Annotated in this window: 22 protein-coding genes; 10 read left to right on the forward strand and 12 right to left on the reverse strand. The window is 69.6% G+C overall.

Features of this window, described 5'->3' with window-relative positions:
- The first annotated feature begins 361 nt into the window (after window positions 1-361).
- Window positions 362-1,795, forward strand: coding sequence for a hypothetical protein (locus tag OG246_RS21745; protein WP_266465976.1), 1,434 nt, complete (start codon window positions 362-364; stop codon window positions 1,793-1,795).
- A 136-nt stretch (window positions 1,796-1,931) separates the two neighbouring features.
- On the opposite strand, the gene OG246_RS21750 is transcribed toward OG246_RS21745, so the two are convergent.
- The 3 genes from OG246_RS21750 to OG246_RS21760 form a co-directional block, all read right to left on the reverse strand.
- Window positions 1,932-2,378 (reverse strand): hypothetical protein, encoded by a 447-nt coding sequence (locus OG246_RS21750; RefSeq protein ID WP_266465979.1) that lies wholly within the window; start codon window positions 2,376-2,378, stop codon window positions 1,932-1,934.
- Between the two features lie 37 nt (window positions 2,379-2,415).
- Window positions 2,416-3,507, reverse strand: coding sequence for a hypothetical protein (locus OG246_RS21755; protein WP_266465982.1), 1,092 nt, complete (start codon window positions 3,505-3,507; stop codon window positions 2,416-2,418).
- A gap of 140 nt (window positions 3,508-3,647) precedes the next feature.
- Window positions 3,648-3,887: a hypothetical protein gene (locus OG246_RS21760; RefSeq protein WP_266465985.1), complete on the reverse strand. Its 240-nt coding sequence runs from the start codon at window positions 3,885-3,887 to the stop codon at window positions 3,648-3,650.
- 303 nt (window positions 3,888-4,190) lie between these two features.
- Between OG246_RS21760 and OG246_RS21765 the strand changes: the two genes are divergently transcribed.
- From OG246_RS21765 to OG246_RS21785, 5 genes are all read left to right on the forward strand, one after another.
- Window positions 4,191-5,654, forward strand: coding sequence for an alkaline phosphatase PhoX (locus OG246_RS21765; protein ID WP_266465988.1), 1,464 nt, complete (start codon window positions 4,191-4,193; stop codon window positions 5,652-5,654).
- A gap of 493 nt (window positions 5,655-6,147) precedes the next feature.
- Window positions 6,148-7,731: a TROVE domain-containing protein gene (locus OG246_RS21770; RefSeq protein WP_266465990.1), complete on the forward strand. Its 1,584-nt coding sequence runs from the start codon at window positions 6,148-6,150 to the stop codon at window positions 7,729-7,731.
- Window positions 7,732-7,826: 95 nt separating this feature from the next.
- Window positions 7,827-8,468: a GntR family transcriptional regulator gene (locus OG246_RS21775; RefSeq protein ID WP_266465993.1), complete on the forward strand. Its 642-nt coding sequence runs from the start codon at window positions 7,827-7,829 to the stop codon at window positions 8,466-8,468.
- A 14-nt stretch (window positions 8,469-8,482) separates the two neighbouring features.
- The gene (locus OG246_RS21780; protein WP_266465996.1) at window positions 8,483-9,499 is read left to right on the forward strand and encodes a 1-aminocyclopropane-1-carboxylate deaminase; all 1,017 of its coding nucleotides are present in this window, start codon (window positions 8,483-8,485) and stop codon (window positions 9,497-9,499) included.
- A gap of 73 nt (window positions 9,500-9,572) precedes the next feature.
- Entirely contained in the window at window positions 9,573-10,139 is a 567-nt protein-coding gene (locus OG246_RS21785; protein ID WP_266465999.1) for a TetR/AcrR family transcriptional regulator, read from the forward strand.
- Window positions 10,140-10,379: 240 nt separating this feature from the next.
- Here OG246_RS21785 and OG246_RS21790 read toward each other — a convergent pair whose 3' ends face one another.
- The 7 genes from OG246_RS21790 to OG246_RS21820 all read right to left on the reverse strand — a co-directional run bounded on the left by OG246_RS21790 (window position 10,380) and on the right by OG246_RS21820 (window position 17,820).
- A complete protein-coding gene (locus OG246_RS21790) occupies window positions 10,380-11,555 on the reverse strand; it encodes a TerD family protein (RefSeq protein ID WP_266470786.1) in 1,176 nt (391 codons plus the stop codon).
- Window positions 11,556-11,662: 107 nt separating this feature from the next.
- Window positions 11,663-12,652, reverse strand: a complete 990-nt coding sequence (locus OG246_RS21795) for a zinc-dependent alcohol dehydrogenase family protein (RefSeq protein ID WP_266466002.1) — start codon at window positions 12,650-12,652, stop codon at window positions 11,663-11,665.
- Window positions 12,649-13,527, reverse strand: coding sequence for a carbohydrate ABC transporter permease (locus tag OG246_RS21800; RefSeq protein WP_266466004.1), 879 nt, complete (start codon window positions 13,525-13,527; stop codon window positions 12,649-12,651). Before OG246_RS21800 ends, OG246_RS21795 begins: the two co-directional genes overlap by 4 nt.
- Window positions 13,527-14,465 carry a carbohydrate ABC transporter permease gene (locus OG246_RS21805; protein WP_266466007.1) on the reverse strand — a complete coding sequence of 313 codons (939 nt, stop codon included), beginning with the start codon at window positions 14,463-14,465 and terminating at the stop codon, window positions 13,527-13,529. Before OG246_RS21805 ends, OG246_RS21800 begins: the two co-directional genes overlap by 1 nt.
- On the reverse strand, window positions 14,462-15,832 hold the full coding sequence (locus OG246_RS21810; protein ID WP_266466010.1) for a sugar ABC transporter substrate-binding protein: 1,371 nt from the start codon (window positions 15,830-15,832) through the stop codon (window positions 14,462-14,464). The genes OG246_RS21805 and OG246_RS21810 overlap by 4 nt, the downstream gene beginning before the upstream one ends.
- A 115-nt stretch (window positions 15,833-15,947) precedes the next feature.
- Window positions 15,948-16,718: a DeoR/GlpR family DNA-binding transcription regulator gene (locus tag OG246_RS21815; protein ID WP_266466012.1), complete on the reverse strand. Its 771-nt coding sequence runs from the start codon at window positions 16,716-16,718 to the stop codon at window positions 15,948-15,950.
- A 292-nt stretch (window positions 16,719-17,010) separates the two neighbouring features.
- Window positions 17,011-17,820 (reverse strand): NAD(P)-dependent oxidoreductase, encoded by an 810-nt coding sequence (locus tag OG246_RS21820; RefSeq protein ID WP_266466013.1) that lies wholly within the window; start codon window positions 17,818-17,820, stop codon window positions 17,011-17,013.
- Window positions 17,821-18,123: 303 nt separating this feature from the next.
- Between OG246_RS21820 and OG246_RS21825 the strand changes: the two genes are divergently transcribed.
- Both OG246_RS21825 and OG246_RS21830 read left to right on the forward strand, forming a co-directional pair.
- The gene (locus OG246_RS21825) at window positions 18,124-19,065 is read left to right on the forward strand and encodes a 5-dehydro-4-deoxyglucarate dehydratase (protein ID WP_266466015.1); all 942 of its coding nucleotides are present in this window, start codon (window positions 18,124-18,126) and stop codon (window positions 19,063-19,065) included.
- Window positions 19,062-20,228: a hypothetical protein gene (locus OG246_RS21830; RefSeq protein ID WP_266466018.1), complete on the forward strand. Its 1,167-nt coding sequence runs from the start codon at window positions 19,062-19,064 to the stop codon at window positions 20,226-20,228. The genes OG246_RS21825 and OG246_RS21830 overlap by 4 nt, the downstream gene beginning before the upstream one ends.
- Here the strand turns inward: OG246_RS21830 and OG246_RS21835 are convergent.
- A complete protein-coding gene (locus OG246_RS21835; RefSeq protein ID WP_266466021.1) occupies window positions 20,204-21,400 on the reverse strand; it encodes an MFS transporter in 1,197 nt (398 codons plus the stop codon). The two genes, OG246_RS21830 and OG246_RS21835, sit on opposite strands and share 25 nt — an antisense overlap.
- A 73-nt stretch (window positions 21,401-21,473) precedes the next feature.
- Window positions 21,474-22,442, reverse strand: a complete 969-nt coding sequence (locus OG246_RS21840) for an NAD(P)-dependent alcohol dehydrogenase (protein WP_266466024.1) — start codon at window positions 22,440-22,442, stop codon at window positions 21,474-21,476.
- 182 nt (window positions 22,443-22,624) lie between these two features.
- Here OG246_RS21840 and OG246_RS21845 point away from each other — a divergent pair, with 182 nt between their 5' ends.
- Both OG246_RS21845 and OG246_RS21850 read left to right on the forward strand, forming a co-directional pair.
- Window positions 22,625-23,212, forward strand: a complete 588-nt coding sequence (locus tag OG246_RS21845) for a TIGR03086 family metal-binding protein (RefSeq protein WP_266466027.1) — start codon at window positions 22,625-22,627, stop codon at window positions 23,210-23,212.
- Between the two features lie 85 nt (window positions 23,213-23,297).
- Entirely contained in the window at window positions 23,298-24,050 is a 753-nt protein-coding gene (locus tag OG246_RS21850; RefSeq protein WP_266466030.1) for an MBL fold metallo-hydrolase, read from the forward strand.
- Window positions 24,051-24,137: the final 87 nt, after the last annotated feature.

Consider the following 24,137-nt stretch of genomic DNA (forward strand, 5'->3'; position numbering starts at 1 on the left):
CGGGACGAGGGTGGAGCGGTGGGGGAGCGCGGGCCTGCGTGGGGCTGGTGACGCGCGTAGAAGCAGGTGTGGCTGGCGACCGTCGTACTTCTACGCGCGTCAATCTCGTGCGTGGGCGGGGGAGTTGTCAAGGTTTCAGCGGTGTACGGCGCCTGTCAGGGACATGAACCGGGCGGCATGGGTGGAAATCCGTCTAGGCTGAGCCGTTGGTGCGGCGCTTGTGCTGCCGGTGTTGCTTGGATGGCTTGCGCCGGTTCCGTTGCGCGGTGGCATCGCCTGCTCGCGCAGCCGGGTCGGCATTACTTGCCCGCGCCGCCTGCCCGCACCGTATGTCCTGCTTGTCCGGAGGAGAACCCAGCTGATGTCAGACAGCTCCCCCTTGCCGCCGGTGCGGCTGCACTCCGAAGCGGAGCTGGCGCGGGAAGCGCTCGCCGCGCCGCTGCTCTCCCGCGCCGCACGCCTGGCCCGCTGGGCCGGTCCGGACACCCGGGTCGGCGCGGGCGGCGAACTCGCCGAGGAACAGCTTCCGGAGGCCGCGGCCGAACTCGGTCTCGACGGCGACGAAGCGGCCGCGTACGCCAGTGAGGCCTGGCGGGTGGCCGTGGACATCGGGCTCATCGAGATCGTGGACGAGGAGGAGGGCACGGTCACCGCGGGCGAGGACCTCGCGCTGCTCACCTCCGGGGCCCCGCAGGACGTCCTCGGAGTGTGGCTGGGCGCGCTGGACACGGTGCTGGCCGACGCCAGCGTGCCCGACCTCGACGATCTCGTCGGCGCGATGGCGGACGGCGGGGAGGTCGACCTCTCCTCCCTGGACTGGGATCCGGAGGCGGAGGCCGAGTTCCTCGACGGGGTGCTCGGCAACCTGTACCTGCTCACCGTGGGCGAGGAGGCGCCCGACGAGGGTCCGGTGCCGCTGCCCGCCCTCGCCGCGTCGATGATCGTGCCCGACGACATGGGGGAGCCGACCAACGACGTCCTGGAGCAGGTGTCGGACGCGATGATGCGGCTCGACGACCAGTTCCGGCTCCTGGAGCCCATCGGGATCGTCGACTTCCAGCCGGTCGACGAGGCGCTGATGGCGGAACCCGACGAGGAGTCCGCGGAGCCGGCGGCCTTCGACGACACGGACGTCACGCGGTACGGGATGGTACGGCTGACTCCGCTCGGCCTGTACGGGATCCGGGCGCGGCTCCTCGAGGCGGGGATCTCCGCCCCCGCGGTCGGGGACCTGGCCGACAAGGGGGCCGACGCGCTCCTCGACGGCACCTCCGCCTTCCCGCCGGCCGCGGCACAGGCCGAGACCGAGCAGTGGCTCGCCAGGCGTGAACCCCTGCCCGCCGCACGGGAGTTGCTCGCCGCGGCCCGTGGAGCGGACGCCGGGGCGCCGCTGCGCCGCCTCCGCTGTCAGCAGGCGCTCTCCCTCGTCGGCACGGAGGCGGAGCCGGCCCTCCGCGAAGTCCTCGACGACGCCGAGCTGGGCGGGCTCGCGCGGGTCTGGCTGAGCGAGCACGGGGCGGCCGACGTGCCCGTTCCGTCCGAGGCGATGGTCTTCTGGCTCACCATCGACACCCTGGCCGCGCAGCTCGCGGCCGAGGGCAACTCGGCCGAACTGCAAGCCCTCGTGGAGGGTCTCGCCCAGCAGCACAGCGGCTTCTTCGCCGCGGCCTGGCGGGTCGAGCACCCGGCCACGCCGGACGTGCTGGAGGCGATGGGACGGCTGCACCCGGACAAGAAGGTGGCCAAGGAGGCTCGCAAGGCGGCGTTCAAGGCGCGGTCGCAGCAAGGGGGTTGAGGGCGCGGCGCGGGTTGCGGGCGCGACGCCGCGGCGGGGGCAAGGTTTGCCCCCGCCGCTCTATGCGTCAGGTCAATCCGTAGTGAGTGATGCGTCAGCCGTCAGCCGTCAGCCGTCGTACGGCAGCCGTCATCCGTCAGCACTGGTAGCGCGTCGTGTGCTTGAACGACGATGACGCGCCGTCGAAGCCGTATGTGCCGCGGTAGGCCGACGGGTTCTGGAACTCGCCGACGATGGTGATGGTCGTGGCACAGGAACCCTGGCCCGTGCGCTTCGCGTCGAGGCGAATCGTTTCGCCTATGAAGCCGCCGGTCAGGTCCCAAGGAGCGCCGCAGATGCCGGAGGAGATCTTGCCGCCGGTCACCACGTGCGGGTATGTGTTGGGGTTGTACTGCACCTCGATGGCGAAGGTGACCGCCCCGTTGTGCAGCTCCAGCTTGGCGTCCGTGGAGACCGCCTCGGCGGACAGATCGCGCTGCGCGGCGAACGCCTCGTCGCGCGTCTTGACCTCCGCGCCCTGCGCGTTGTGGAAGCGGCGCTCGGAGCCGGCCTGGCTCTTCGACCGCTTTGCCTGCGTGGTCATGTGAATTCCCTCTTCCCGAACGGGTACTGAGTGACCGTCAGGCCAGCTGCTCGGCGATTTCCACCCGAAGCAGCGCACGGACGTTCTCGATGTGGTTGGTCACGGTCACGACCGAGGAGCCCGCGAACAGCAGCCCGAGCGCGACGTTGTCGAGGGAGGTCACCAGCGAACCGGAGTCGCCGCCCGCCGAGATGTTCGTCGTGAGGATCTGGTCCCTGAAGCGGGCCGTCCCCGCCGTGCCGTAGTTGACGTCGATCGTCGCGTCGACCGCCATGATCCGGCCGAAGCTGAGGTTCGTCGTACGGCCGGTCTTCTTCACCAGGTCGCCGACCGCCACATTGGACTTGCGGCGCCAGGCGCGCGGCGCACCGCTGAAGTACTGCTCACGGGTGGCGTCCTGGAACTCCACCGAGGCGAGCGCGCAGTCCACCACGTTGCTGTGGCGCTCCAGCGGGATCTGCGGTGCGAACTGGATCGGGATGAACCGGTCCAGAGTCCCGATGCCGTCCGCCGGGTCCGTGCCGCCGTCGAACACTCCGGGCTGCAGGATCGCGCTGCCCAGCTGTGCCCGGTTGGAGTCGGCCAGCACGTGGTTGTTGGACAGGATGTAGAACTTCGCCGGTGTGCCGAGCCCGGGACCCGGCGGGTCCACGGAGGCGCCCGGCAGGAAGTCGTACACCACGCTGCCCAGCGTGCCCGCCGTCACCCGTACGTTCCCGACCGAGAAACCGGAAGGGGCCGGGCGCATACGGCGCTTGAGGAGCTGCGGCTCGAACGTGCCGAGTCCGCCGAGCTCTTCCATCAACGGCTGCGAGAGGCCCGCGAGTTGCTCGGCCCTGCTGCCGTCGGGCTGGTAGGAGGCACCGCGGTCCTCGGAGCGGCCCGAGCCCCTGCGCTGCTGCTGACGCTGCGCGGCGACATGGCCGACCGCGACGACGTCGGTGGGGGTACCGTCGTCCATCTGGGCGGGGACGACGTCCCGCTCCGGGAGCTGGGACTCCGGAACCTTCTGGGTCACGAACACCAGCACGGCTGCCTCGCCCGTGGGCTGTCCGTCGATCCACTTCACGCCGTGGCCGAAGCCGACGACGTTGGCCAGCGGCGACTGCGGCCGCAGGAAGTCAGACATTGCTTGCTGGCGGGAGCTGTCACTCAGCTGACCACCAGTCGGTCCTCGCATCATTTCGGGCTGGCTCACGCCAGACCACCTCTTCGATTTCGGCTCTGGGTTCCTTACGAGTCGCGGCGCGGTTGCTCAGCGCCCAGGGCTCACAAGTTCTCTTCCTGAGCGTTCACTTCACCGATCGCGAGCACGCGCACCGGAACGCCGTCGAGCTCGTCCGGAACCACGTCTTCTTGAAGGAGCCGGTCACGGGGCACTTTCCGGGTGACGAAGACGATGATCACGTCCTGTCCCGAGTGCTCGTCCCTCCCGGTGCCGACTCCGCTCACATTGGCCAGCTTCATGAGCCGGCCTTCGTGGAGGCGTCTTACCCGCTTCGCGTCCATCGGGCTTCGCCTCCCCTTCGGGTGGTGTGCTCTTCCTGTCTATGGCCGGGTGCATCCCGAGTCAAGGCATTCTGAAATGAATCACGAGTTTCATTATGATCCGTGCGTGTTGACCTTGTTTACGAAGATTATCCCGCCCCATGGTTTCGAATACAGGGGGTCGGACGGGTTCACAGAAGCGGGCCCTCTGAAGTACACCCCTGTTCAACTTCCGTTCAGGCGTGGGCGGGAGCGTGTGGCCGAAACCGAGGTCCGCCACCCCGCCCCCCACGACAGACCCACTCCACCGTCACAGGAGAAAACATGTCGCTCACCCGCAGGGACTTCGCCAGTAAATCCGCGGTCACCGGTGCCGGTGTCGTGCTGGCCGGCAGTGTCGGCGCCCTCGCCACCGCGCCGAACGCCCTCGCGTCCACGGAGACCGAGACCGACAGCGAGAGTGCGGACGCGGAATCGGCGGACCGGAAGCACGGCGTCGGCTACGGACCGCTGATCCCCGACCCGAAGGGCCTGCTCGCGCTGCCCGCCGGGTTCTCGTACCGCGTCATCACCTACAGCGGCAAGACCAAGCTGGAGTCGGGCGAGTCCACGCCGTCCAACCACGACGGCACGTCGACCTTCGACGGCCCGCGCGGCACCACTCTCCTCGTCAACAACCACGAGCTGGCCGGCCCCCGCGCCAACTGGCCCCACCCGGTGCCGCTCACCGAGGGCCTGGTCTACGACCCGGCCGCGGCCGGCGGCTGCACGGTCGTCGAGATCCGCCCCGGCGGCCAGGTCGCCGAATGGGTCGGCATCGCTGGCACCGCCACCAACTGCGCGGGCGGCAACACCCCTTGGGGCACCTGGCTCACCTGCGAGGAGACCGAGGACAAGACCGGCACCAACGGCTTCACCAAGGACCACGGCTACGTCTTCGAGGTCGACCCCGAGGACCGCCGCCGCAACAAGAACCCCAAGCCCATCAAGGCACTCGGCCGCTACGCCCACGAGGCCGTCGTCGTCGACCCCAAGCGCGGCCGCCTCTACCTCACCGAGGACGCCTCGGGCCCCAACGGTCTCCTGTACCGCTGGACGCCGCCGCAGGGCTTCGAGCACGGACACGGCCAGCTGGCCACCCTCGCCGACGACGCGGGCGCGTACCAGGCCTTCAAGTGCTTCGACTCCGGCGGCAAGTTCGTCGACGACCTCTCCCGCGCCACCAAGATCGGCACGGTGTACGGCGTGGACTGGGTCGACGTTCCCGACCGCGACGCCAAGACGGTCTCCGTCCGCAAGCAGTTCACCACCGGTCAGGTCACCCGCGCCCGCAAGCTCGAAGGCATGTGGTGGGGCGACGGCGGCGTGTACATCGTCTCCTCGTACGCCCGCACCGAGAGCCCCGGTCAGGCGCACGACGGCGCCGTCTGGTTCTACGACCCCAAGCGCCGCACCCTGACGCTGAAGGTCCTGATCGGCGTGAACCCCGACCCGTCCGTCGACGGCGCCTTCGACGGCCCCGACAACATCACCGTCTCCCCGTACGGCGGCCTCGTCATCGCCGAGGACGGCGAGGGCATCCAGCACCTGTTCGGCGCAACCGACAGCGGCCGTACGTACCCGATCGCACGCAACGAACTGAACATCGGCACCGAAGCGGAGCCGGAGTACAGCGAGTTCACCGGCGTCACGTTCTCGCCCGACGGCAAGACGCTGTTCGCCAACATTCAGGTGCCGGGAATCATGCTGGCCATCAAGGGTCCCTGGAAGCGCCAGAAGCGCGGCTAGTTAATTCGCTCGCCCGTCCCGCGGTACGCCTCTTACAGTGATGCATGTCCAGGTGCGAAGGCAGGACCTACTTCCACTGATAATGGGGCGGCCGCGGGTTCGAGTCCCGTCACCGGTACAACGCGCCGGTGTAGCTCAGGGGTTAGAGCACCTACGTCGGTTCCGCCGGCTTTGAACTCTGGACACCACAACTTCATGCACCTCCCGGTGCGAAGGCTGCGGCTACTTCTCTCTCAAAGAATCCAGGCCGCCGCCGATTTGATCTCGGGAGGCGCAGCTCATGGTGTGTGCCCGGTGCGCAGGCAGCGGATACTTCGGGAACTGGTGGGGAAGATTCCTCATGCGGGTTCGAATCCCGTCATCGACCTCGGGTCGGTGTGGCGGAATGGAAGACGCGCCAGTTTATAAGCAACCGTCGCCGATTCCGACCTCGGGCACGCTCCATTTGCTGCGCCTCCCTCCGTTACACCAATGAATTCGGGGGGAATTCACCATGGCACGATTCAACATCAAGTCCGCGAAGGCTCAGCCCACTTCGCGTGTGACGTCGACGGGGCGAGTGCTCCGTACCTATCAGGGCGGCCGTGGTCAGGAGCGTGACCCGCGCTCCGAGCTCTTTCTGCTCGCCGTGGCCAACTTCGTTTCGCAGCAGACCTTTTACGAGACCGGCGCGGACCGCGACGACCGGTTCGCCGTGCTGGTGCGCGAGCTCGCCGTCGCCGACCCGTCGTGGACGGCCGCGCTGCTCGGCTGGCTGCGCGGCGAGGGCAACCTGCGTACGGCCTCGATCGTGGGCGCCGCCGAGTACGTGAAGGCGCGCCTCGATGTGGGCGCCACCGACGGCCCGACGAACCGCCAGGTCATCGCCTCCGTGCTGCGACGCCCCGACGAGCCCGGCGAGCTGCTCGCCTACTGGACCTCCCAGTACGGCCGCAACGTGCCCAAGCCCGTCAAGCGGGGCATCGCCGACGCCGTACGACGTCTCTACAACGGCAAGTCGCTGCTGAAGTACGACACCGCGTCCAAGGGGTACCGCTTCGGCGACATCCTCAACCTGGTGCACGCGGCGCCGGACCCCGGCAAGCCGTGGCAGGGCGAGCTGTTCCAGTACGCGCTGGACCGGCGGCACAACCCGGACACGGCCGTCGTGCCCAAGTCGCTGCCCGTACTCGTGGCCCACCGTGACCTGATGGCGCTGCGGCCCGCCAAGCGGCGCAAGGTCGTGACCGGAGCGCACGGTGCGGAGCGCCTGGCCGATGCGGGCATGACCTGGGAGGCGCTGGCCGGCTGGCTGCAGGGCCCGATGGACAAGGCGGCCTGGGAGGCCGTCATCCCGTCCATGGGCGCGATGGCGCTCGTCCGGAACCTGCGGAACTTCGACGAGGCGGGTGTCAGTGACGAGGTGGCGGCTCAGGTCGCCGCGAAGATCAGTGACCCGGCGGAGGTGGCGCGTTCGCGGCAGTTCCCGTTCCGCTACCTCGCCGCGTACCAGCACGCGCCCTCGCTGCGCTGGTCGTACCCGCTGGAGCAGGCGCTCGGCCACTCGCTGGCCAATGTGCCCGCGCTGCCGGGGCGGACGCTCGTCCTCGTCGACCGGTCGGGCTCGATGTTCTTCTCGCGGCTGTCGGACCGGTCCGAGCTCAACCGGGCCGACGCGGCGGCGATCTTCGGTACGGCGCTTGCGCTGCGGGCGGCGGACGCGGATCTTGTCGAGTTCGGTACGAGCAGCAAGCGTGTGAAGTTCCGCCGGGGTGAGTCCGTGCTGAAGGTGCTCGAGCGCTTCGGCGACCTCGGCGGCACCAACACCACCGAGGCGGTCCGGCAGCACTTCAAGAAGCACGACCGGGTGCTGATCGTCACCGACGAGCAGGCTGCGGCGAGCTACTACGGCGACCCGACCGAGCAGGTTCCGGCGCAGGTACCGGTCTATACGTGGAACCTGGCCGGGTATCGGGCGGGGCACGGTCCGTCGGGCGCCGGGAACAGGCACACGTTCGGGGGGCTCTCGGATGCGGCTTTCCGGATGGTGCCGCTGCTGGAGGGGGCTCGGGATGCCGATTGGCCTTGGGGTGCCTGACTGAGTCCGGGTTCGGTTTGGTTTGGGTGCGACCCGTGCTTCGGTGCGGGTCGCACTCTTGTGCGGGAGCTGCCTGACATCTAACATTTCAGTGCATGGAAGCGATACCTCGGACCCTGCTCAGGGACCGCGCGTACGAGGCGATACGGGACGCCATCGTGGCCGGCGACATTGCGCCGGGCGCCGTCGTGAAGGACGCCGAGCTGGCCGAGCGGCTCGGGCTTTCGCGGGCGCCCGTACGGGATGCCTTCTCCCGGCTCGTCGACGAAGGCCTGCTGGAGTCCAAGCCGCAGAGCTACACGCGGGTGACCGCTGTGGTGGCCGCCGATGTCCGCGACGCCGCGGCCGTCGTCGGCGCCATGCACGAGCTGGTCACTCGGGCGGCGCTGCCCCGGCTTGGCGCCGACCACATCGGTGCCATGCGGGAGTCCAACGCGCGCTTCGCCGCGGCCGTGCGCGACGGTGACGTGTCCGCCGCGCTGCGTGCCGACGACGAACTGCACGACGTACTCGTCCGGGTGAGCGGGAATCGTGCCGCCGCCGCCACCGTCGCCCGCTACACCCCGCTCATCCGGCGCCTGGAGCGGCGCCGGTTCGGCGAGGGCGGCAACTGCCGTTCGGCCGGGCTGCACGACGAGTTGATCGACGCCTGTGCCGTCGGCGATGTGGACGAGGCCATCCGCGTCACGGCGGAGATCTGGCGTGGCCTCGAAGACCTGGCCGATCTCGATACCTGATCCGTGGAGGACCCATGTCACTTGACTCGTATGCCCGTTACCCCCTGCTCTTCGGTCCCTCGCCCGTGCACCCGCTGGAGAGGCTCACCAAGCACCTCGGTGGCGCCTCGCTCTGGGCCAAGCGGGAGGACTGCAACTCCGGGGTTGCTTACGGGGGGAACAAGACCCGCAAGCTGGAGTACCTCGTCGCCGACGCGCTTGCGAAGGGGTGCGACACGCTTGTTTCCATTGGTGGGGTGCAGTCCAACCACACCCGTCAGGTCGCGGCCTGCGCGGCGCGGGCCGGGCTGAAGTGTGTTCTGGTTCAGGAGAGTTGGGTGGAGTGGCCCGACTCCGTCTACGACAAGGTCGGGAACATCCTCATCAGCCGGCTCGCCGGAGCCGACGTACGGCTCGTGCGGGCCGGGTTCGGGATCGGGTTCAAGGAGAGCTGGGAGCGGGCGCTGGCTGAGGTGGTGGAGGCGGGCGGTATGCCGTACGCCATTCCGGCGGGGGCTTCCGATCATCCGTTGGGTGGGCTGGGGTTTGCCGGCTGGGCCTACGAAGTCGCCGAGCAGGAGCGGGAGTTGGGGGTTTTCTTCGACACCGTTGTGGTGTGTTCGGTGACCGGGTCTACCCAGGCCGGGATGGTCGCCGGGTTCGCCGCACTGGAGGAGACGGGTGGGCGGTCGCGGCGTGTTGTCGGGATCGACGCGTCGGCTGCGCCTGCGCGTACCCGTGAGCAGGTTGCCCGGATTGCCCACGGGACGGGGCAACTCATCCGTGTGCAGAAGGAGTTGACCGAGGCGGACGTCGAGCTGGACGAGCGGTATCACGCGGGCACTTATGGGATACCCGATGAGGCCACGCTGGACGCGATGCGGCTTGCTGCGCGGACGGAGGGGATGGTCACCGACCCCGTGTACGAGGGGAAGTCGATGGCCGGGATGGTGGATCTGGTGGCGCGGGGGGAGATCGCGGGGGACTCGACCGTGCTGTACGCGCATCTGGGCGGGCAGCCTGCGTTGAACGCCTACAGTGCGTTGTTCTGAGACGGGGGCTCGGGGCCGGCGACCCGTCTGAGTAAGGTACGGAGAGGGTCCCCGGTTGGCGAGGAGTGTCTGGATGGCGCAGGTCAAGCCGATGCGGGCGGATGCGCGGCGGAACTATGAGCGGCTGCTCAAAGAGGCGGCGGTCGCCTTCGCCGAGCACGGGGAGGGCGCGTCGCTCGACGACATCGCGAAGAAGGCCGGGGTCGGGTCCGGGACGCTGTACCGGCACTTTCCTACGCGGCGGGCGCTGTTGGAGGCCGTGTACGTCGACACCATCGAGGCGATTGCCGCTCGCGCGGACGCGATCGCGGCGGTGTTGCCGCCTGGCGAGGCGCTGGTGGAGTGGCTGAACGAGCTGAGCCTGTCCATGATCCAGGTCCGCGGGCTGAAGGCGCTGCTGGGGAGTGCTGTCGCGGAGTCGAGCACCGCCGTGCGCACTGCGTGCGGGACCTCGCTGAACAGGGCGGTCGCTCGGCTGGTCGAGGCGGCTCAGCTTGAGGGGACGCTGCGGGGGGATGTGCTGCCTGTCGAGGTGTTGCGGCTGGCTCTTGGGGTGGCCAGTGCGTCGGAGCTGACTGACGGCGAGGGGAAGCAGATCCGGCGGTATCTGGCGCTGCTCACGGAGGGGCTTCGGCCTTAGCGCCGGGTGCGCCCTGAGTGCCTGCTGTCCGGTGGGTGGGTCGGGGGCGTGCCGGTACGTCCCCGCCCGCCGCCGCCGGATCAGACCTTGGGCGAGTGGAGACGGGTTCGGTGACGCGAACGTACGCGACGGGCATGGGACGTACCGGCACGCCCCCTTCCGTCGTTTGCGGGTGCGGGAGGGGGCGGTGCGTGGTGCGTGGTGGTGCCGTGCGTGGTGGCGCCTTGCCGTTCGGTGTGGTCAGAGGGACTGGGCTGCTGGCTTCACCATGCCGCGGACTGTGCGGGACTTGACGAAGTCGCCCAGGGCTGTCATTTCCCATTCGCCGGAGAACTGCTTGATCAGCTTTGCCATGATTACGCCCGTCTGGGCTTCGGCGCTGGTGAGGTCGAAGCGGACCAGTTCCTCGCCTGAGGCGGCGTCCAGGAGGCGGCAGTAGGCCTTGGCGACCTCGGTGAACTTCTGGCCGGAGAAAGAGTTGACCGTGAAGACCAGGCCCGTGACCTCCTGGGGGAGGCGGCCCAGGTCTACGACGATCACCTCGTCGTCGCCGCCGCCCTCGCCCGTGAGGTTGTCGCCGGAGTGCTTGATCGCGCCGTTGACGATGGAAAGCTTGCCGAAGTAGCAGCTGTCGATGTGGTTGCGCTGCGGGCCGTACGCGATGACCGAGGCGTCCAGGTCGATGTCCTTGCCGCGGAACGCGGGCTCCCAGCCGAGGCCCATCTTGACCTGGGAGAGCAGCGGGCGGCCGCCCTTGACCAGGGAGACGGTCTGGTTCTTCTGGAGGCTTACCCGGCCCTTGTCCAGGTTGATCTTGCCGGAGGGGGGAGGGGTGGGGGCCGCGGTCGTGGTGGGGGGAGCGGACGGGGGCGGCGGGGTCGTCACCTGGGGCTGGGGGGTGGGCGGGGTCGGCTGCTGTGCCGGTTCCTCCACCGAGACGCCGAAGTCCGTGGCGATGCCTGCCAGGCCGTTTGCGTAGCCCTGGCCTACGGCTCGGGCCTTCCAGGCGCCGTTGCGGAGGTAGACCTCCACGATCACCAGGGCCGTCTCCGAGCCCAGCTGGGGCGGGGTGAACGACGCCAGTACGGAGTTGTCGTCCGCGTTGCGGATCGTGGCCGTGGGTTCGATGCCCTGGAAGGTCTGGCCCGCGGCGTCCGGGCTTGCCGTGACGACGATCTTCTCGATGCCAGGGGGGACCGCGGACGTGTCGACCGTGATCGCGTCGGGGGCCGAGCCGCCGCCCGAGCGGTAGGTCACTCCCGGGCCCGCGGGCTGGTTGTAGAAGATGAAGTCGTCGTCGGAGCGCACCTTGCCGTCGGCGGTGAGCAGCAGGCTCGAAACGTCGAGCCGCACCGGGGCGGCGACGTCCACCGTCACGCGGGCGACGGGGAGAGGGATGTTCGAGCCGGGGGTCATAGCTGTCATGACTGGGGTAACGAGCGGGGGCGCTTTACCGTTCCCTTACCAAGCGAGGAGTTGCTCCGGGTGGGGGGTGGGGCCCGCCCGAAGCAACTCCGGATGCCTTATGGCACTACTACGATCTTCCTTCCCACTCCCGACGCGAACTGCTCCAGCGCCTGTGGGTAGCTGGTCAGCGGCATGCGGTCGCTGATGAAGATGTCGGGGTCCAGGACACCGGTCGCGAACAGTTCCGCCGCTCGTTCGAAGCTGTGGAGCACCGCCATGGAGCCGGTGATCGTGATTTCTTGGTTGTAGATGCGGTACGGGTCGATCGTCACGCGGGTTGCGTAGTCGGCCACTCCGAACTGGAGGAAGGTGCCGGCCTTCGCCACGCGGTCCAGGCCGTCCTGGATCGCGGCCGCGTTGCCGGTCGCGTCGATGACCAGGTCCCAGCCCTGCGGGCGGTCCAGTTCGTCGGCGCTCGTGGCCGAGGAGGAGACCCCCAGCAGTTGGGCCGTCGACAGGCGCTGCTGGTTGAGGTCCACCATGTCCACGCTCGCCGCGCCTGTGCGCTTCGCCAGCTCCAGCATCATCAGGCCCATCGTTCCGGAGCCGTAGATCAGGACATGGGCGCCGAGGCGGGACTGCAGGACGTCGTAGCCGCGTACCGCGCAGGACAGGGGTTCGACCAGGGCCGCGTCCTGGGTGCGGACGTGCTCCGGGAGCTTTACGCAGTTGGCCACTGGGGCTACGGCGAACTGGGCGGCTCCGCCGGCTGTGGTGACACCGATCGCTGCCCAGCGTTCGCAGAGGTTGTTGTGGCCCGAACGGCAGTAGCGGCACTCGTAGCAGTAGAGGGAGGGGTCCACGGCTACGCGGTCGCCGGTCGAGAGTTCCGTTACCTGGGTGCCGACGGCGACCACCTCGCCCGCGAACTCGTGGCCCGGCACGATCGGCAGCTTGGGAGCGAACTCGCCCTGGAGGATGTGCAGGTCGGTGCCGCAGAGGCCGCATGCGGCGACCTCGACGACGACCTCGCGGGGGCCCGGCGTCGGGTCCGGGACCTCGGCCACCACGGCGCGGCCGACGGACTCGATGACTGCGGCCTTCATTTCACGGCTCCCAACGACAGGCCCTGGACCAGCTTGTCCTGGGCGGCGAACCCCGCGGCGAGCACCGGCAGGGAGATGACGAGCGAGGCTGCGCACACCTTCGCCAGGAACAGGCCCTGGCTGGTGATGAAGCCGGTCAGGAAGACGGGGGCGGTTTCCGCGACCACGCCGGTGAGGACCCTGGCGAAGAGGAGTTCGTTCCAGCTGAAGATGAAGCAGATCAGGGCCGTCGCGGCGATTCCGGGTGCGGAGATCGGGGCCACGATGCGAGCGAGGATCGTGGGCAGCTTCGCGCCGTCTATCTGCGCCGCTTCGATGACAGCCACTGGGACTTCGGCCAGGAAGGACTGCATCATCCACACCGCGATCGGCAGGTTCATGGAGGTGTAGAGGATGACCAGGAGCCAGATGTTGTCCAGCATTCCGGTGTTCTTCGCGAAGAGGTAGATCGGGAGGAGGCCCGCCACGACCGGGAGCATCTTCGTCGAGAGGAAGAAGAACAGGACGTTCGTCCACTTCTTCACCGGGCGGATGGAGAGCGCGTACGCCGCCGGGAAGGCGAGGAGCAGGACGAGGAGGGTGGAGGCCAGTGACGCCGTGACCGAGTTGAGGAGCGCGGGCCAGGGGCTCGCGCCGCCGCCGGTGCCGAAGAACTCGCGGTAGCCGTCGAGGGTGAGGGCCGCGCCGAAGGACGGGGGGTTGGTCGCCGCGTCCGACTCGGAGTGGAAGGAGGTCAGGGCCATCCAGGCGATGGGGAGGAAGAAGATGATTCCCAGGAGCCAGGCGGCCAGGCCCAGGCCTGCTCCCCGCCTGCGGCGAGTGGGGTGCGTGGGGGGAGCGGGGGTCGTACGTGCGGGTGTTGCTGTCGCGGTCATCAGCGGGACACCTCCTCGCGGAACAGGGACGAGACCACGCGGAGCGCGAAGGTCGCGATGATGATCGAGCCGATGACGACCAGGACGCCGGCGGCGGAGGCGAGGCCGTTCTCGTGGGCCTGGTAGAAGCTCTGGTAGACGGTGTAGGGGAGGTTCGCCGTCCCCAGGCCGCCCGAGGTGATGGTGAAGACCGCGTCGAAGTTCTGGACGATGTAGATCGAGCCCAGGAGGGCGCCCAGTTCGAGGTAGCGGCGCAGGTGGGGGAGGGTGAGGTAGCGGAAGACCTGCCAGTCGCTCGCGCCGTCCACCTTCGCGGCCTCGATCTGCTGGTGATCGCGGCTCTGCAGGCCCGCGAGCAGGATCAGCATCATGAACGGGGTCCACTGCCAGACGAGGGATGCCTCGACCGCCAGGAGCGGGGTGTTGGAGATCCAGTCCGGTTCCGGGCCGCCCACATAGTGCAGCAAGCCGTTGAAGAGGCCGTACTCCGGGTTGTAGAGCACATGCTTCCAGAGCAGGGCCGCCGCCACCGGGACCACCAGGAACGGTGCGATGAGGAGGGTTCGGACGATGCCCCGGCCGCGGAACTTGCGGTCCAGGAGCAGGGCCAGGAGCAGGCCGAGGACCAGGCTGGCCAGGACCACTGTCACGGTCAGGAGGACCGTCGTCCAGACCGAGTGGCGCAGGTCGGCGTCGGTCAGGACGTCCGTGTAGTTGCTGAAGCCCGTGAAGTGGCGGGCGTCCGGGTAGAGGGCGTTCCAGTCGAAGAAGGAGATCACCAGCGTGGCCACGAACGGGAGCTGGGTCACGGCGATCATGAAGATGAGGGCGGGGAGGAGTGGGGCGCGGGTGGCCCAGGCGCGTATCCGGTCCGAGGGCGGCTTGCGGGTGGCGCTTACCGAAGCGGTGGCAAGGGGGGCTGTTGTCGTGGCGGTCATCGTCCCTCGTACTCCTTCGAGATCTCTTCGGCGAGACTCTGGGACTTCTTCAGGGCCGACTCGACGGACTGGCGTCCGGCGATGGCCGCGCTGATCTCCTGCGAGACCTTGGTGCCGAGATCGGTGAACTCGGGGATGCCGACGAACTGGATGCCGGGCGCGGGGCGCGGCTGCACGCCGGGGTCGGTGGGCTTGGCGCCCTCGATGGCCTCCTTCGTCATCTCCTGGAAGGCGCCGGCCTCCTTGAGGTAGTCGGCGTTCGTGTACGTCGAGGCGCGCTTGCCGGCCGGGACGTTGGACCAGCCGATCTCGTCGCCGACCAGCTGCTCGTACTCCTTGCTCGACGCCCAGGAGACGAACTTCCAGGCCTTGTCCGGGTTCCGGGACGCGTCCTGGATGCCCCAGGCCCAGGTGTAGAGCCAGCCGGAGGAGTCGGTCTTCTCCACCGGAGCGGGTACGTAGCCGATCTTGCCCTTGACCGGGGAGTCGGCCGCCTCCAGTGAACCGGCGGCGGAGGTGGCGTCGTACCACATGGCCGTCTTGCTCTGGGTCATGTTGTTGAGGCACTCGGCGAAGCCGGACTGGGGAGCGCCCGATTCACCGTGCTCGCGGACGAGGTCCACGTAGAACTTCGTGGCCGCCTCCCACTCGGGGGAGTCGAGCTGGGCGTTCCAGTCCTTGTCGAACCAGGTGCCGCCGAAGGTGTTCACGATGGTGGTGAGCGGGGCCATGACCTCGCCCCAGCCGGGCAGGCCGCGCAGACAGATGCCCTTCATGCCCGACTCGGCGCCGTCGGCCTGCGCGGCGAGGTCCGCGACCTGCTCCCAGGTGGGATGCGCCGGCATCGTGAGGCCCTTCTCCGCGAACACGTCCTTGCGGTACATCAGGAAGGACGACTCGCCGTAGAACGGCTGCCCGTAGAGCTTGCCGTCCTCGGCCGTGAGGGACTCCCGCATCGGGGTGAGGATGTCCTGCTCGTCGAAGGCGCTGTCCTTCTGCACGTAGGAGTCCATCTCGTGCAGCCAGCCGTTCTTGGCGTAGATCGGTATCTCGTAGTTGCTGAGCGTGGCGACGTCGTACTGGCCCGCCTGGTTGGCGAAGTCCTGGCTGATCTTGTCGCGGACGTCGTTCTCCGGCAGCACGGTGAAGTTCACCTTGATGCCGGTCTCCTTGGTGAAGTGGGCGGCGGTGAGCTTCTGCAACTCGACCATCTGCGGGTTGTTGACCATCAGTACGTTGATGGAGTTCCCGCCGGAGCCCGCCCCGCCCGCTCCGGTCCAGCAGCCGGAGAGCAGCGGGGTGAGCAGCGTCCCTGCGGCTGCCGCGGCGAGCAGTGCGCGCGGCCTCCGTCGGCTCGGGGTTCGCATGGATCACTCCTGGACGTAGACGTAGACGTATGGGGAGATAAGGGGCGTGGATGGGTGGGGATGTGCCTGGGTGGGTTGGGTTTTCAGACTTGGCGGGGAGGGGTCGGTTTGTTTCTCAGACTCGGATGACCTGGGGGCCCTGCAGTGAGTACCGGTGTGCCTCGGCCGTTGGAAGCAGCGTGCTCGTGACGATCGCCTCCAGGGAGCTGATGTCGGCGAACCGGCAGAAGCTGACCGCGCCGAACTTGGTGTGCACGCCTGCGAAGACCGTGCGCCGGGAGGCCCGGATCGCCTGGGCCTTGACCTCGCTGACCGCCGGGTCGGGGGTGGTGAGGCCGTGTTCGCGGGAGATGCCGTTGGCGCCGATGAACGCCAGATCGATGACGAAGCCGGCGAGCATCTTCGTCGTCCAGTGGTCCACGGTCGCGAGCGTGCCGGGGCGGACCCGGCCGCCGAGCAGCAGGACGCTCGTGTTGTCGGCCTCGGCGAGCGCGCCCGCGGTGGCCAGGGAGGCGGTGACCACCGTGAGGTGCCGGTCCCTGGGCAGTGCCTCGGCGATGAGCTGCGGGGTGAACCCCTCGTCGACGAAGACCGTCTCGGCGTCCCCGAGCAGTTCGGCCGCGGCGGCCGCGATCCGGCGCTTCTCGGGCACGTGGCTGGTGGTGCGGAAGGCGAGCGTCGTCTCGAAGCCGGCGCTCTCCACGGGATAGGCGCCGCCGTGGGTGCGGCGTACCAGGCCGTGGTCCTCCAGGGTGCGCAGATCGCGCCGTACGGTCTCCTTCGCGACGCCCAGTTCGGTGGCGAGCGCGGTGACGTCGACCGAGCCGGTGCGACGGGCGGCCAGGACGATCTCGCGCTGACGTTCCTCCGCCGTCATGGGCGTCATGGCCGTCACCTGCTCCCTCGCTCCGGAGTACGCCGCTCCGCGTACTGCCCGTTCGGGCCGGGTGGGCCCTTGTAGGGAAGTTGTACAGCGGCTATCAGCCACTGACCAGGCCTGTTGCATGCCCGATGGTGCCCGGCTGTGCCCGTTTCGCGCCACGGGTGCCCGCGGCGGACCTGGGGCGGAGCGGACGGGGAGGTGGGATCGGGCAGGGTCGGTGCCCGAACACGGGGGCGGGCGGGCCCGTTCGGTGCCCGCCCGCCCCCGTGCGCAGTGGCCTGCCGCCGCCGCGGCCTCAGTACGGCCAGATCGGCGGGTGCGTGGTGAAGTGGCCGCCCAGGTGGGCGTGGTCCGGGTTGTCCGGGTCGAGTTCGCCCTGTTCGGCGACGATCTTCTCGGCGTACGGCTCGGAGTCGTCCCGCGGCTCGTAGCCCAGCGCGCGGGCGGTCGAGAGGTCCCACCACAGGCGGGTGTTGGCGGAGGAGCCGTAGACGACCGTGTGCCGTACGTCCTCGGCGGTGAGGGCGGCGTGGAAGAGGCGGGCGCCGTCCTCGGGGCTCATCCAGACGGAGAGCATGCGCACGCTGGTGGGTTCCGCGAAGCAGGAGCCGATGCGGACCGAGACCGTCTCCTGGCCGTGCTTGTCCCAGTAGAACTGGGCCAGGTCCTCGCCGAAGGCCTTCGACAGGCCGTAGAAGGTGTCCGGGCGGTGCGGTGTGTCGATGGGGATGAGGGGGTCGTCGCCCTGTGGACGCGGGGCGTAGCCCACCGCGTGGTTGGAGGAGGCGAAGACGATGCGAGGTACGCCTTCCTCGCGTGCCGCCTCGTACAGGTTGTACGTTCCCTCGATGTTCGCCTTGAGGATCTTGTCGAACGAGGCTTCCAGAGAGATGCCCGCGAGGTGGATGATCGCGTCGACGCCCCGGACCGCCTCGCGCAAGGCCGCTTTGTCGGAGAGGTCCGCGGTGATCGCGTCCGGCTCGCCCTCGGTGGGGAGCAGGTCGAGGAGGCGCAGTTCGTAGCCGTACTTCGGCAGCAGCCCCCGCATCAGGGTGCCGACGCCGCCGGCGGCGCCGGTGAGCAGAACGGTGCGGGGAGCGGGCATCCTCGGGTCTCCTTGAATCGGCAGCGTTAGTCGTCGGCCTGGATCGACAGCCGTAGAACATGCGCATGTGTGTACTGAATTCACATCCATGGACACGCTAAGGATTGCCGACGGGCTGCGTCAAGTCTCGCGCGGAGGCGGGAAATCCGCCTCCGTGTTGCGAGTTCGTGCGCTTGACCGGCCCCAAGGTCGCGGCTTAGCGTGGTCGCGTTCAGAAATATGGACGTGGATCAGAAACATGCACCGAGAGAACATGCACCGAGAGACGTGCACCGCGAAGCGTGCACCGCTTAGGGAGAGTCCGTGACGTCAGCCCCCCTTGCCGCTCGGCTCAGCATCCCCAGTGGGCCGCTGTTCTTCCCTGTCACCGCGTACGGCCCCGACGGCGGCGTCGATCTCGACGTCTACCGGGAGCATGTGCGGCGCGGTGTCGAGGCCGGAGCCGCCGCTGTCTTCGCCTGCTGCGGCACCGGGGAGTTCCACGCGCTCGCGCCCGAGGAGTTCGAGGCGTGCGTACGGGCGGCCGTCGAGGCGGCGGACGGGCGCGTGCCGGTCGTCGCGGGCGCCGGGTACGGGCCCGCGCTCGCCGTGCGGTTCGCGCGGCTCGCGGAGGCGGCCGGGGCCGACGGGCTGCTCGCCATGCCGCCGTATCTCGTGGTGGCCTCGCAGGAGGGCCTGCTGCGGCACTATCGGGAGCTCGCGGCGGCGACCTCACTGCCGGTCGTCGTCTATCAGCGCGACAACGCCGTGTTCACGCCGGAGACCGTGGTCGAGCTGGCCCGTACCGAGGGGATCATCGGGTTCAAGGACGGGCTCGGGGACCTGGACCTGATGCAGCGGATCGTGAGCGCGGTGCGCAGCGAAGTCCCGGGGGAGTTCCTGTACTTCAACGGGCTGCCCACGGCCGAACTGACCGGGCTCGCCTATCGGGGGGTGGGCATCACGCTGTACTCGTCCGCCGTGTTCTGCTTCGCTCCCGAGATCGCTCTCGCCTTCCACCAGGCGCTCAACGCCGGGGACGACGAGGTCGTGAACCGGCTGCTCGACGGTTTCTACCGGCCGTTCGTCGATCTGCGCGCCCAGGGCCGCGGATACGCCGTCTCGCTCGTCAAGGCGGGGGTGCGGCTGCGGGGGCTGGACGTGGGTGAGGTGCGGCCGCCGCTGCACGAACCGACCGAGGACCATGTGAAGCAGCTCGCGCAGCTGATCGAGCGCGGGTACTCGCTGATCGAGGAGGGCGTGTGAAGGCGTCGGCGTTCGTCTACCCCTGGGACGTCAACGGAGACCCGGAGGCCGCCGGTCGGATCGCCGGGCTCGGCGTCCGGCAGGCGACGCTCGCCTCCGCGTACCACTCCACGCGCGCCCTGACGCCACGGCATCCCCGGCACCGGATCGTCACCGCCTCGCACGCCGCCGTGCTCTACCCCGCGGACGAGCGGTGGGAGGGGCGAAGGCTCCGGCCGTACGCCGCCGGGGACTGGGCGCCGGGCGACGCGTACGGGGAGGCCGCCGACGCGCTCGCCGGGGCCGGTCTCGACGTACACACCTGGGTGGTGCTCGCGCACAACTCCCGTATGGGGGAGGAGTTTCCGGACACCTCCGTGGTCAACGCCTACGGGGACCGCTACCCGTGGGCACCCTGCATCGCCCAGCCCGACACGCGCGCCTACCTGGTCGAGCTGGCCGTCGAGGCGGCGGTGCGGCCCGGGGCCGGGGGTACGGAGCTGGAGTCCCTCGGGTGGTACGGGCTCGCGCATCTCCACGCCCACGACAAGACGGCGGGGGTGGGCCTCGGGGACGCCGGGCAGTACCTGATGTCGCTGTGCTTCTGCCCCTCGTGCCGCGAGGGCTACGCACAACAGGGGCTGGATCCCGAAGAGTTGGCGATCGCCGTCCGGCGCGCTCTGGAGCCCGTGTGGCGGGGCGATACTCCGGCCGGGGGCTGGGAGGCCGTGGAGAAGCTGCTCGGGAGTGAGCTCGCCGGGGCCACGCGTACCTGGCGGGAATCCGTGGCGCGTTCGCTCCAGTCGGACGCGGTCGCTGCGGTGCGCGCGGCCGCTCCGGACGGGTTCCAGATTCTGCTGCACGCGGACCCGGTCTCGTACCACTGCGGCGCGAACGCGGGAGTGGACCCCGAGCACATTCTGTCGGTGGCCGATGGTGTCGTCGTGCCCTGTACCGGCGGTTCGGGGCTGCTGACTCCCTTTGCCGACCGGGGTGTTGGCGGGAGTGTGCTGGCGGCCAACTTCACCGTGGTGGGCGGCATGGGAGGCCGCCCGGAGGCTCTCGGCGAGGACGTGGCACGGGCGGTGGGGTATGGGGCCACCGAAGTGCGGCTGTATCACGCGGGGTTGGCGTCCGACGAGGATCTGTCGCTCGTGACTCAGGCGCTCGCGCGGCTCGGCTGAGACCCGAGCAGGGGCACCGCCGTCACCAGTCGCACCGTCCCGAGCGCCGCCAACAGCACCTGGTGGTCGACGAGTTCGACCAGGCCCGCGCCCAGCGCGAGACCTATCGCGTTCGGAGCGAACATCAGGGTGTTGGCGGTCGCCGCCGTACGGCCCAGGAGTGCGGCCGGGGTCTCGCGCTGGACCGCGGTGAGCGCCGCGATCAGCACGCACGGGAGGCCGATGCCGACCGCCGCGGCCGAGGCGAGGGCCACCGTGTCGTACGGGAGCGCGCGAGCCGTCACCGCCAGCGCGGTGAGCGCGATGCCGTACCCCGCGAACCGCCGCTCGCCCAGCCGGCGCAGAAGGGGACCCGCGGCCAGGCCGATCGCCACCGAGCCGGCGCCCTGGACGGCGTAGAGGAGCCCCACGTACGCGGGTGAGTGGCCGAGGCCCTCGACGACGGCGTAGACCGTCGCGCCGTTGACGCCCGCGAAGAGCATGGTGGTGCCGCCGGCCAGGACGAGGGGGCGCAGCCGGGGGTGGGCCCAGAGGTGGCGGGCGCCTTCGGCGGTCTGCGTGCGCCAGGTGGAGGTGGCCTTGGGCGGCGGGGTCTCGCGCAACCGCAGGAGGGCGTACACACCCGCGGCCAGCGCGAACGTCACGGCGTCAAGGAGCGCGACCCGTGCCCCGCCGTACACCGCGTACAGGCCCGCCCCGGCGAGCGGGGCGACCAGCTTCATCCCCTCGTTGGCCGTCATGCGCAAGCCGTTGAAGTCGCCGAGGAGGGACTTGTCGACGGCCGAGGCGATCAGCGCCGACTCCGCCGCGTCATGGACGACGCCCGTGGCGCCGTAGACCAGGAGCACCGCGAAGAGGATCCACAGGCGGCCCGGCGCGTCCACGGCGAAGAGGGCCGGCAGCAGCGCGGCCAACAGCAAGTTCGCCGCGATGAGGAGCGGCCTGCGGCGGACGCGGTCGGCGAGTGTGCCCAGGGCGGGGCCGATGAGCGTGGGGGCCCAGAGGGCGAAGACGCAGAGGGCGGCCAGGCCGTCCGAGCCGGTCAGGTCCTTGACCCAGATGCCGGACACCAGCCACAGCGCCGACGAGCCGAAGCCGGAGACCACGACCGCGCTCAGATACAAACCCGCGTTGCGGTCCCGCAGGACGCGCGTGACTGTCCATGTCGCCATGGCTGGTGATCGTGGTGCTAAGGACCTGCCTCAAGGATCAGGCAGATGCCCTATAAGACGCAGGCAGACGTCTTCAGATGGTGATCACGAGCTTGCCCCGGGGATGGCCCTTCTCCAGGTGTCGGACGGCGTCGGCGGCCTCGTCGAGGGGGTAGGTGCGGTCGATGGCCGGGGTGATCTTTCCGTTCTCGGCGAGGTCCTTGAGGGTCAGGAGGTCCTCGTGGCGGGGGAGGGAGACGAGGTTGCGGAAGTTCTGGCCGACGAAGGGCGAGAGCAGGGAGGCCCGGATCTCGCGGCTCATCCCGCCGAAGAAGGCGCTGCCGCCCTCGCCGCCGACCATGACGAGGGTGCCGTGCGGGGCGAGGACGCGGCGCAGGTGGGGCAGCGGGCGCAGGCCCGCGCAGTCGACGATGACGTCGTAGCGGCCGGAGCCGGCGGTGACGTCCTCGTGGGTGTAGTCGAGGACGTGGGCGGAGCCCAGGGAACGTACGAGATCCGTGTTGGTGGGACCGCAGACGCCGGTGACCACGGCGCCGTACATCGCGGCCAGCTGGACGGCGAAGGTTCCGACGCCACCGGAGGCACCGATGACGAGAACCTGGTCGCCCGGCTTGGGGCGGCCCTTCCCGCTCAGCGCCTGGAGGGCGGTCATGCCGGAGACGGGGAGGGCGGCGGCCTGCTCGAAGGTGACGTTGGGCGGCTTGAGCACGAGCCGGCGGGCCTTGGCGCGCGCGAACTCGGCGAACGAGCCGTCGCAGTTGCCGAAGACCTCGTCGCCGGGCTTGAACTCGGTCACCTTCGCGCCCACGGCCTCCACGCGCCCGGCGCCGTCCCAGCCCCGCACGGGGTTCTTGGGCCTGCGGACTCCGAGGACGACACGGGCCACCAGGGGCCTGCCCGTCATGAGATGCCAGACGCTCGGGTCGACGCCGGCGGCGCGCACCTCGACGAGCACCTCGTCGTCACGGGGTACCGGTCGGCCGATCTCCCGCAGTTCCAGCAGGTCGGCGGTTCCGTAGGAATCCTGGACGATCGCTTTCACGGTGGTTCTCCTTCTCGCGGGCCTCTGACGTCGAGCAGTCGCCTCTGACATCGAGCATTCCGGCGATTCGAACGCCTGACCAGCGTCCTGAGGGCCGTCCTGGGAGCCCGAGCGATGAGTTTTCGTACGTTCGCCGGTCTACCCGATGACTGGAGACGAGTACGAGCTCTGAGGAGAAGCGGATGACCGACCGGATTCTTGACCTGGGGCCGCAGGCCCGGATCGTCGCGAGCCTCGCGGCGGGTGCGACCGACGAGCAGCTGGCGGGCGCGACCCCCTGTCCGGAACTCGCGGTGCACAACATGCTGGGGCACCTGATCGGGCTCGCCGCCGCGTTCCGGGACGCCGGGCGCAAGGATCTGGGGCCCACCACGGACACCAGCCCGACCTCCGCCGTGCCGGACATCGAGCCCGGTTGGCGCGAGGCGCTGCCCAAGGTGATGGACGAGCTCGCCGAGGCCTGGCGCGACCCGGCCGCCTGGACCGGGGAGACCCGGGCGGGTGGCGTGGACCTGCCGGGTGCGGTCGCGGGCGCCGTGGCCGTCGACGAGCTGGTCGTGCACGGCTGGGACCTCGCGCGGGCCACCGGCCAGGAGTACGAGCCCGACGCCGCCGCCCTGCAGATGTCCTACCAATTCCTGCTGGCCTCGGCCGAGGACCCGACCCGGGGCGGCGGCATCTTCGGGCCCGTGGTGCCGGTACCCGACGAGGCGCCGCTCCTCGACCGGGCGATCGGACTCAGCGGGCGGGACCCCGGCTGGAAGCCGTAGAGCTCCAATGGCGGGACCCCGGCTGGAAGCCGTAGAGCTCCAATAAGGAGGCGCCCGCGGGACGGCGGTTTCGTACGCTCCCCGCATGTCCCTCACCCTCACCGTCCTCGGCACCGCCTCCCCGCACCCCGGCCCCGGCCGCCCCTGTTCCGGCTATCTGCTGCGGGGCGGGGACGCCGAGGTGTGGGTCGACGCCGGACCCGGAACCTTCGCCGAGTTGCAGAGGCACACGGACCCGGCGCGGCTGTCCGCGATCTGGATCTCGCATCTGCACGCCGACCACTGTGCCGATCTGCTGTCCGCCGTGTACGGGCTCGCGTACGGCGGACTCACCCCCGCCGCGCCCATTCCCGTGTACGCGCCGCGCGATCTGGGGCAGCGGCTCGCGGGGTTCTTCGGGCAGAGTGATTCCGGGTTCCTGAGCGGGATCTTCGACCTCCGGCCCCTGTACGACGGCCATGAGGCGCGGGTGGGTGAACTGCGGCTCCGCAGCCGTGCCGTCGTGCACGACACCGAGGCGTACGGGCTGCGGGCCGAGTGCGCGGGGAGCGTGCTGGCGTACTCCGGGGACAGCGGGCCCTGTGCTCAGCTCGCCGAACTCGCCCAGGGGGCCGACCTGTTCCTCTGCGAGGCCGACATCGACCGGCATCGCGAAGGCGAACGAGTCCATCTCACTCCGGAGGACGCCGCTGCGGTCGCACGTGCGGCGGGGGTGCGGGAACTGCTCGTCACCCACGTCGGACCCACGCTCACCCCGCAGGACGCGACGGCCCGTGCGGCCAGGGCCTTCGGCGGGCGTACCGGCCAGGCCCGCGAAGGTGACGTGAAGGTCGTCTGAGCGTCGACGCCGGCTTCTTTTGTCAGAAGCGTTGACGAAACATGAGCGCGCTCCTACCTTCAACGCGTCGTACTTCGTACGTCATAT

This window comes from Streptomyces sp. NBC_00620 (genome assembly GCF_026341825.1).
Classification (GTDB): Bacteria; Actinomycetota; Actinomycetes; order Streptomycetales; family Streptomycetaceae; genus Streptomyces.

What these genes read in the sequence shown, in the direction of transcription:
- OG246_RS21745 (WP_266465976.1), top strand. Translation starts at nt 362, where the DNA reads ATGTCAGACAGCTCCCCCTTGCCGCCGGTGCGGCTGCACTCCGAAGCG.
- OG246_RS21750 (WP_266465979.1), bottom strand. Translation starts at nt 2,378, where the DNA reads ATGACCACGCAGGCAAAGCGGTCGAAGAGCCAGGCCGGCTCCGAGCGC.
- OG246_RS21755 (WP_266465982.1), bottom strand. Translation starts at nt 3,507, where the DNA reads ATGTCTGACTTCCTGCGGCCGCAGTCGCCGCTGGCCAACGTCGTCGGC.
- OG246_RS21760 (WP_266465985.1), bottom strand. Translation starts at nt 3,887, where the DNA reads ATGGACGCGAAGCGGGTAAGACGCCTCCACGAAGGCCGGCTCATGAAG.
- OG246_RS21765 (WP_266465988.1), top strand. Translation starts at nt 4,191, where the DNA reads ATGTCGCTCACCCGCAGGGACTTCGCCAGTAAATCCGCGGTCACCGGT.
- OG246_RS21770 (WP_266465990.1), top strand. Translation starts at nt 6,148, where the DNA reads ATGGCACGATTCAACATCAAGTCCGCGAAGGCTCAGCCCACTTCGCGT.
- OG246_RS21775 (WP_266465993.1), top strand. Translation starts at nt 7,827, where the DNA reads ATGGAAGCGATACCTCGGACCCTGCTCAGGGACCGCGCGTACGAGGCG.
- OG246_RS21780 (WP_266465996.1), top strand. Translation starts at nt 8,483, where the DNA reads ATGTCACTTGACTCGTATGCCCGTTACCCCCTGCTCTTCGGTCCCTCG.
- OG246_RS21785 (WP_266465999.1), top strand. Translation starts at nt 9,573, where the DNA reads ATGGCGCAGGTCAAGCCGATGCGGGCGGATGCGCGGCGGAACTATGAG.
- OG246_RS21790 (WP_266470786.1), bottom strand. Translation starts at nt 11,555, where the DNA reads ATGACCCCCGGCTCGAACATCCCTCTCCCCGTCGCCCGCGTGACGGTG.
- OG246_RS21795 (WP_266466002.1), bottom strand. Translation starts at nt 12,652, where the DNA reads ATGAAGGCCGCAGTCATCGAGTCCGTCGGCCGCGCCGTGGTGGCCGAG.
- OG246_RS21800 (WP_266466004.1), bottom strand. Translation starts at nt 13,527, where the DNA reads ATGACCGCGACAGCAACACCCGCACGTACGACCCCCGCTCCCCCCACG.
- OG246_RS21805 (WP_266466007.1), bottom strand. Translation starts at nt 14,465, where the DNA reads ATGACCGCCACGACAACAGCCCCCCTTGCCACCGCTTCGGTAAGCGCC.
- OG246_RS21810 (WP_266466010.1), bottom strand. Translation starts at nt 15,832, where the DNA reads ATGCGAACCCCGAGCCGACGGAGGCCGCGCGCACTGCTCGCCGCGGCA.
- OG246_RS21815 (WP_266466012.1), bottom strand. Translation starts at nt 16,718, where the DNA reads ATGACGCCCATGACGGCGGAGGAACGTCAGCGCGAGATCGTCCTGGCC.
- OG246_RS21820 (WP_266466013.1), bottom strand. Translation starts at nt 17,820, where the DNA reads ATGCCCGCTCCCCGCACCGTTCTGCTCACCGGCGCCGCCGGCGGCGTC.
- OG246_RS21835 (WP_266466021.1), bottom strand. Translation starts at nt 21,400, where the DNA reads ATGGCGACATGGACAGTCACGCGCGTCCTGCGGGACCGCAACGCGGGT.
- OG246_RS21845 (WP_266466027.1), top strand. Translation starts at nt 22,625, where the DNA reads ATGACCGACCGGATTCTTGACCTGGGGCCGCAGGCCCGGATCGTCGCG.
- OG246_RS21850 (WP_266466030.1), top strand. Translation starts at nt 23,298, where the DNA reads ATGTCCCTCACCCTCACCGTCCTCGGCACCGCCTCCCCGCACCCCGGC.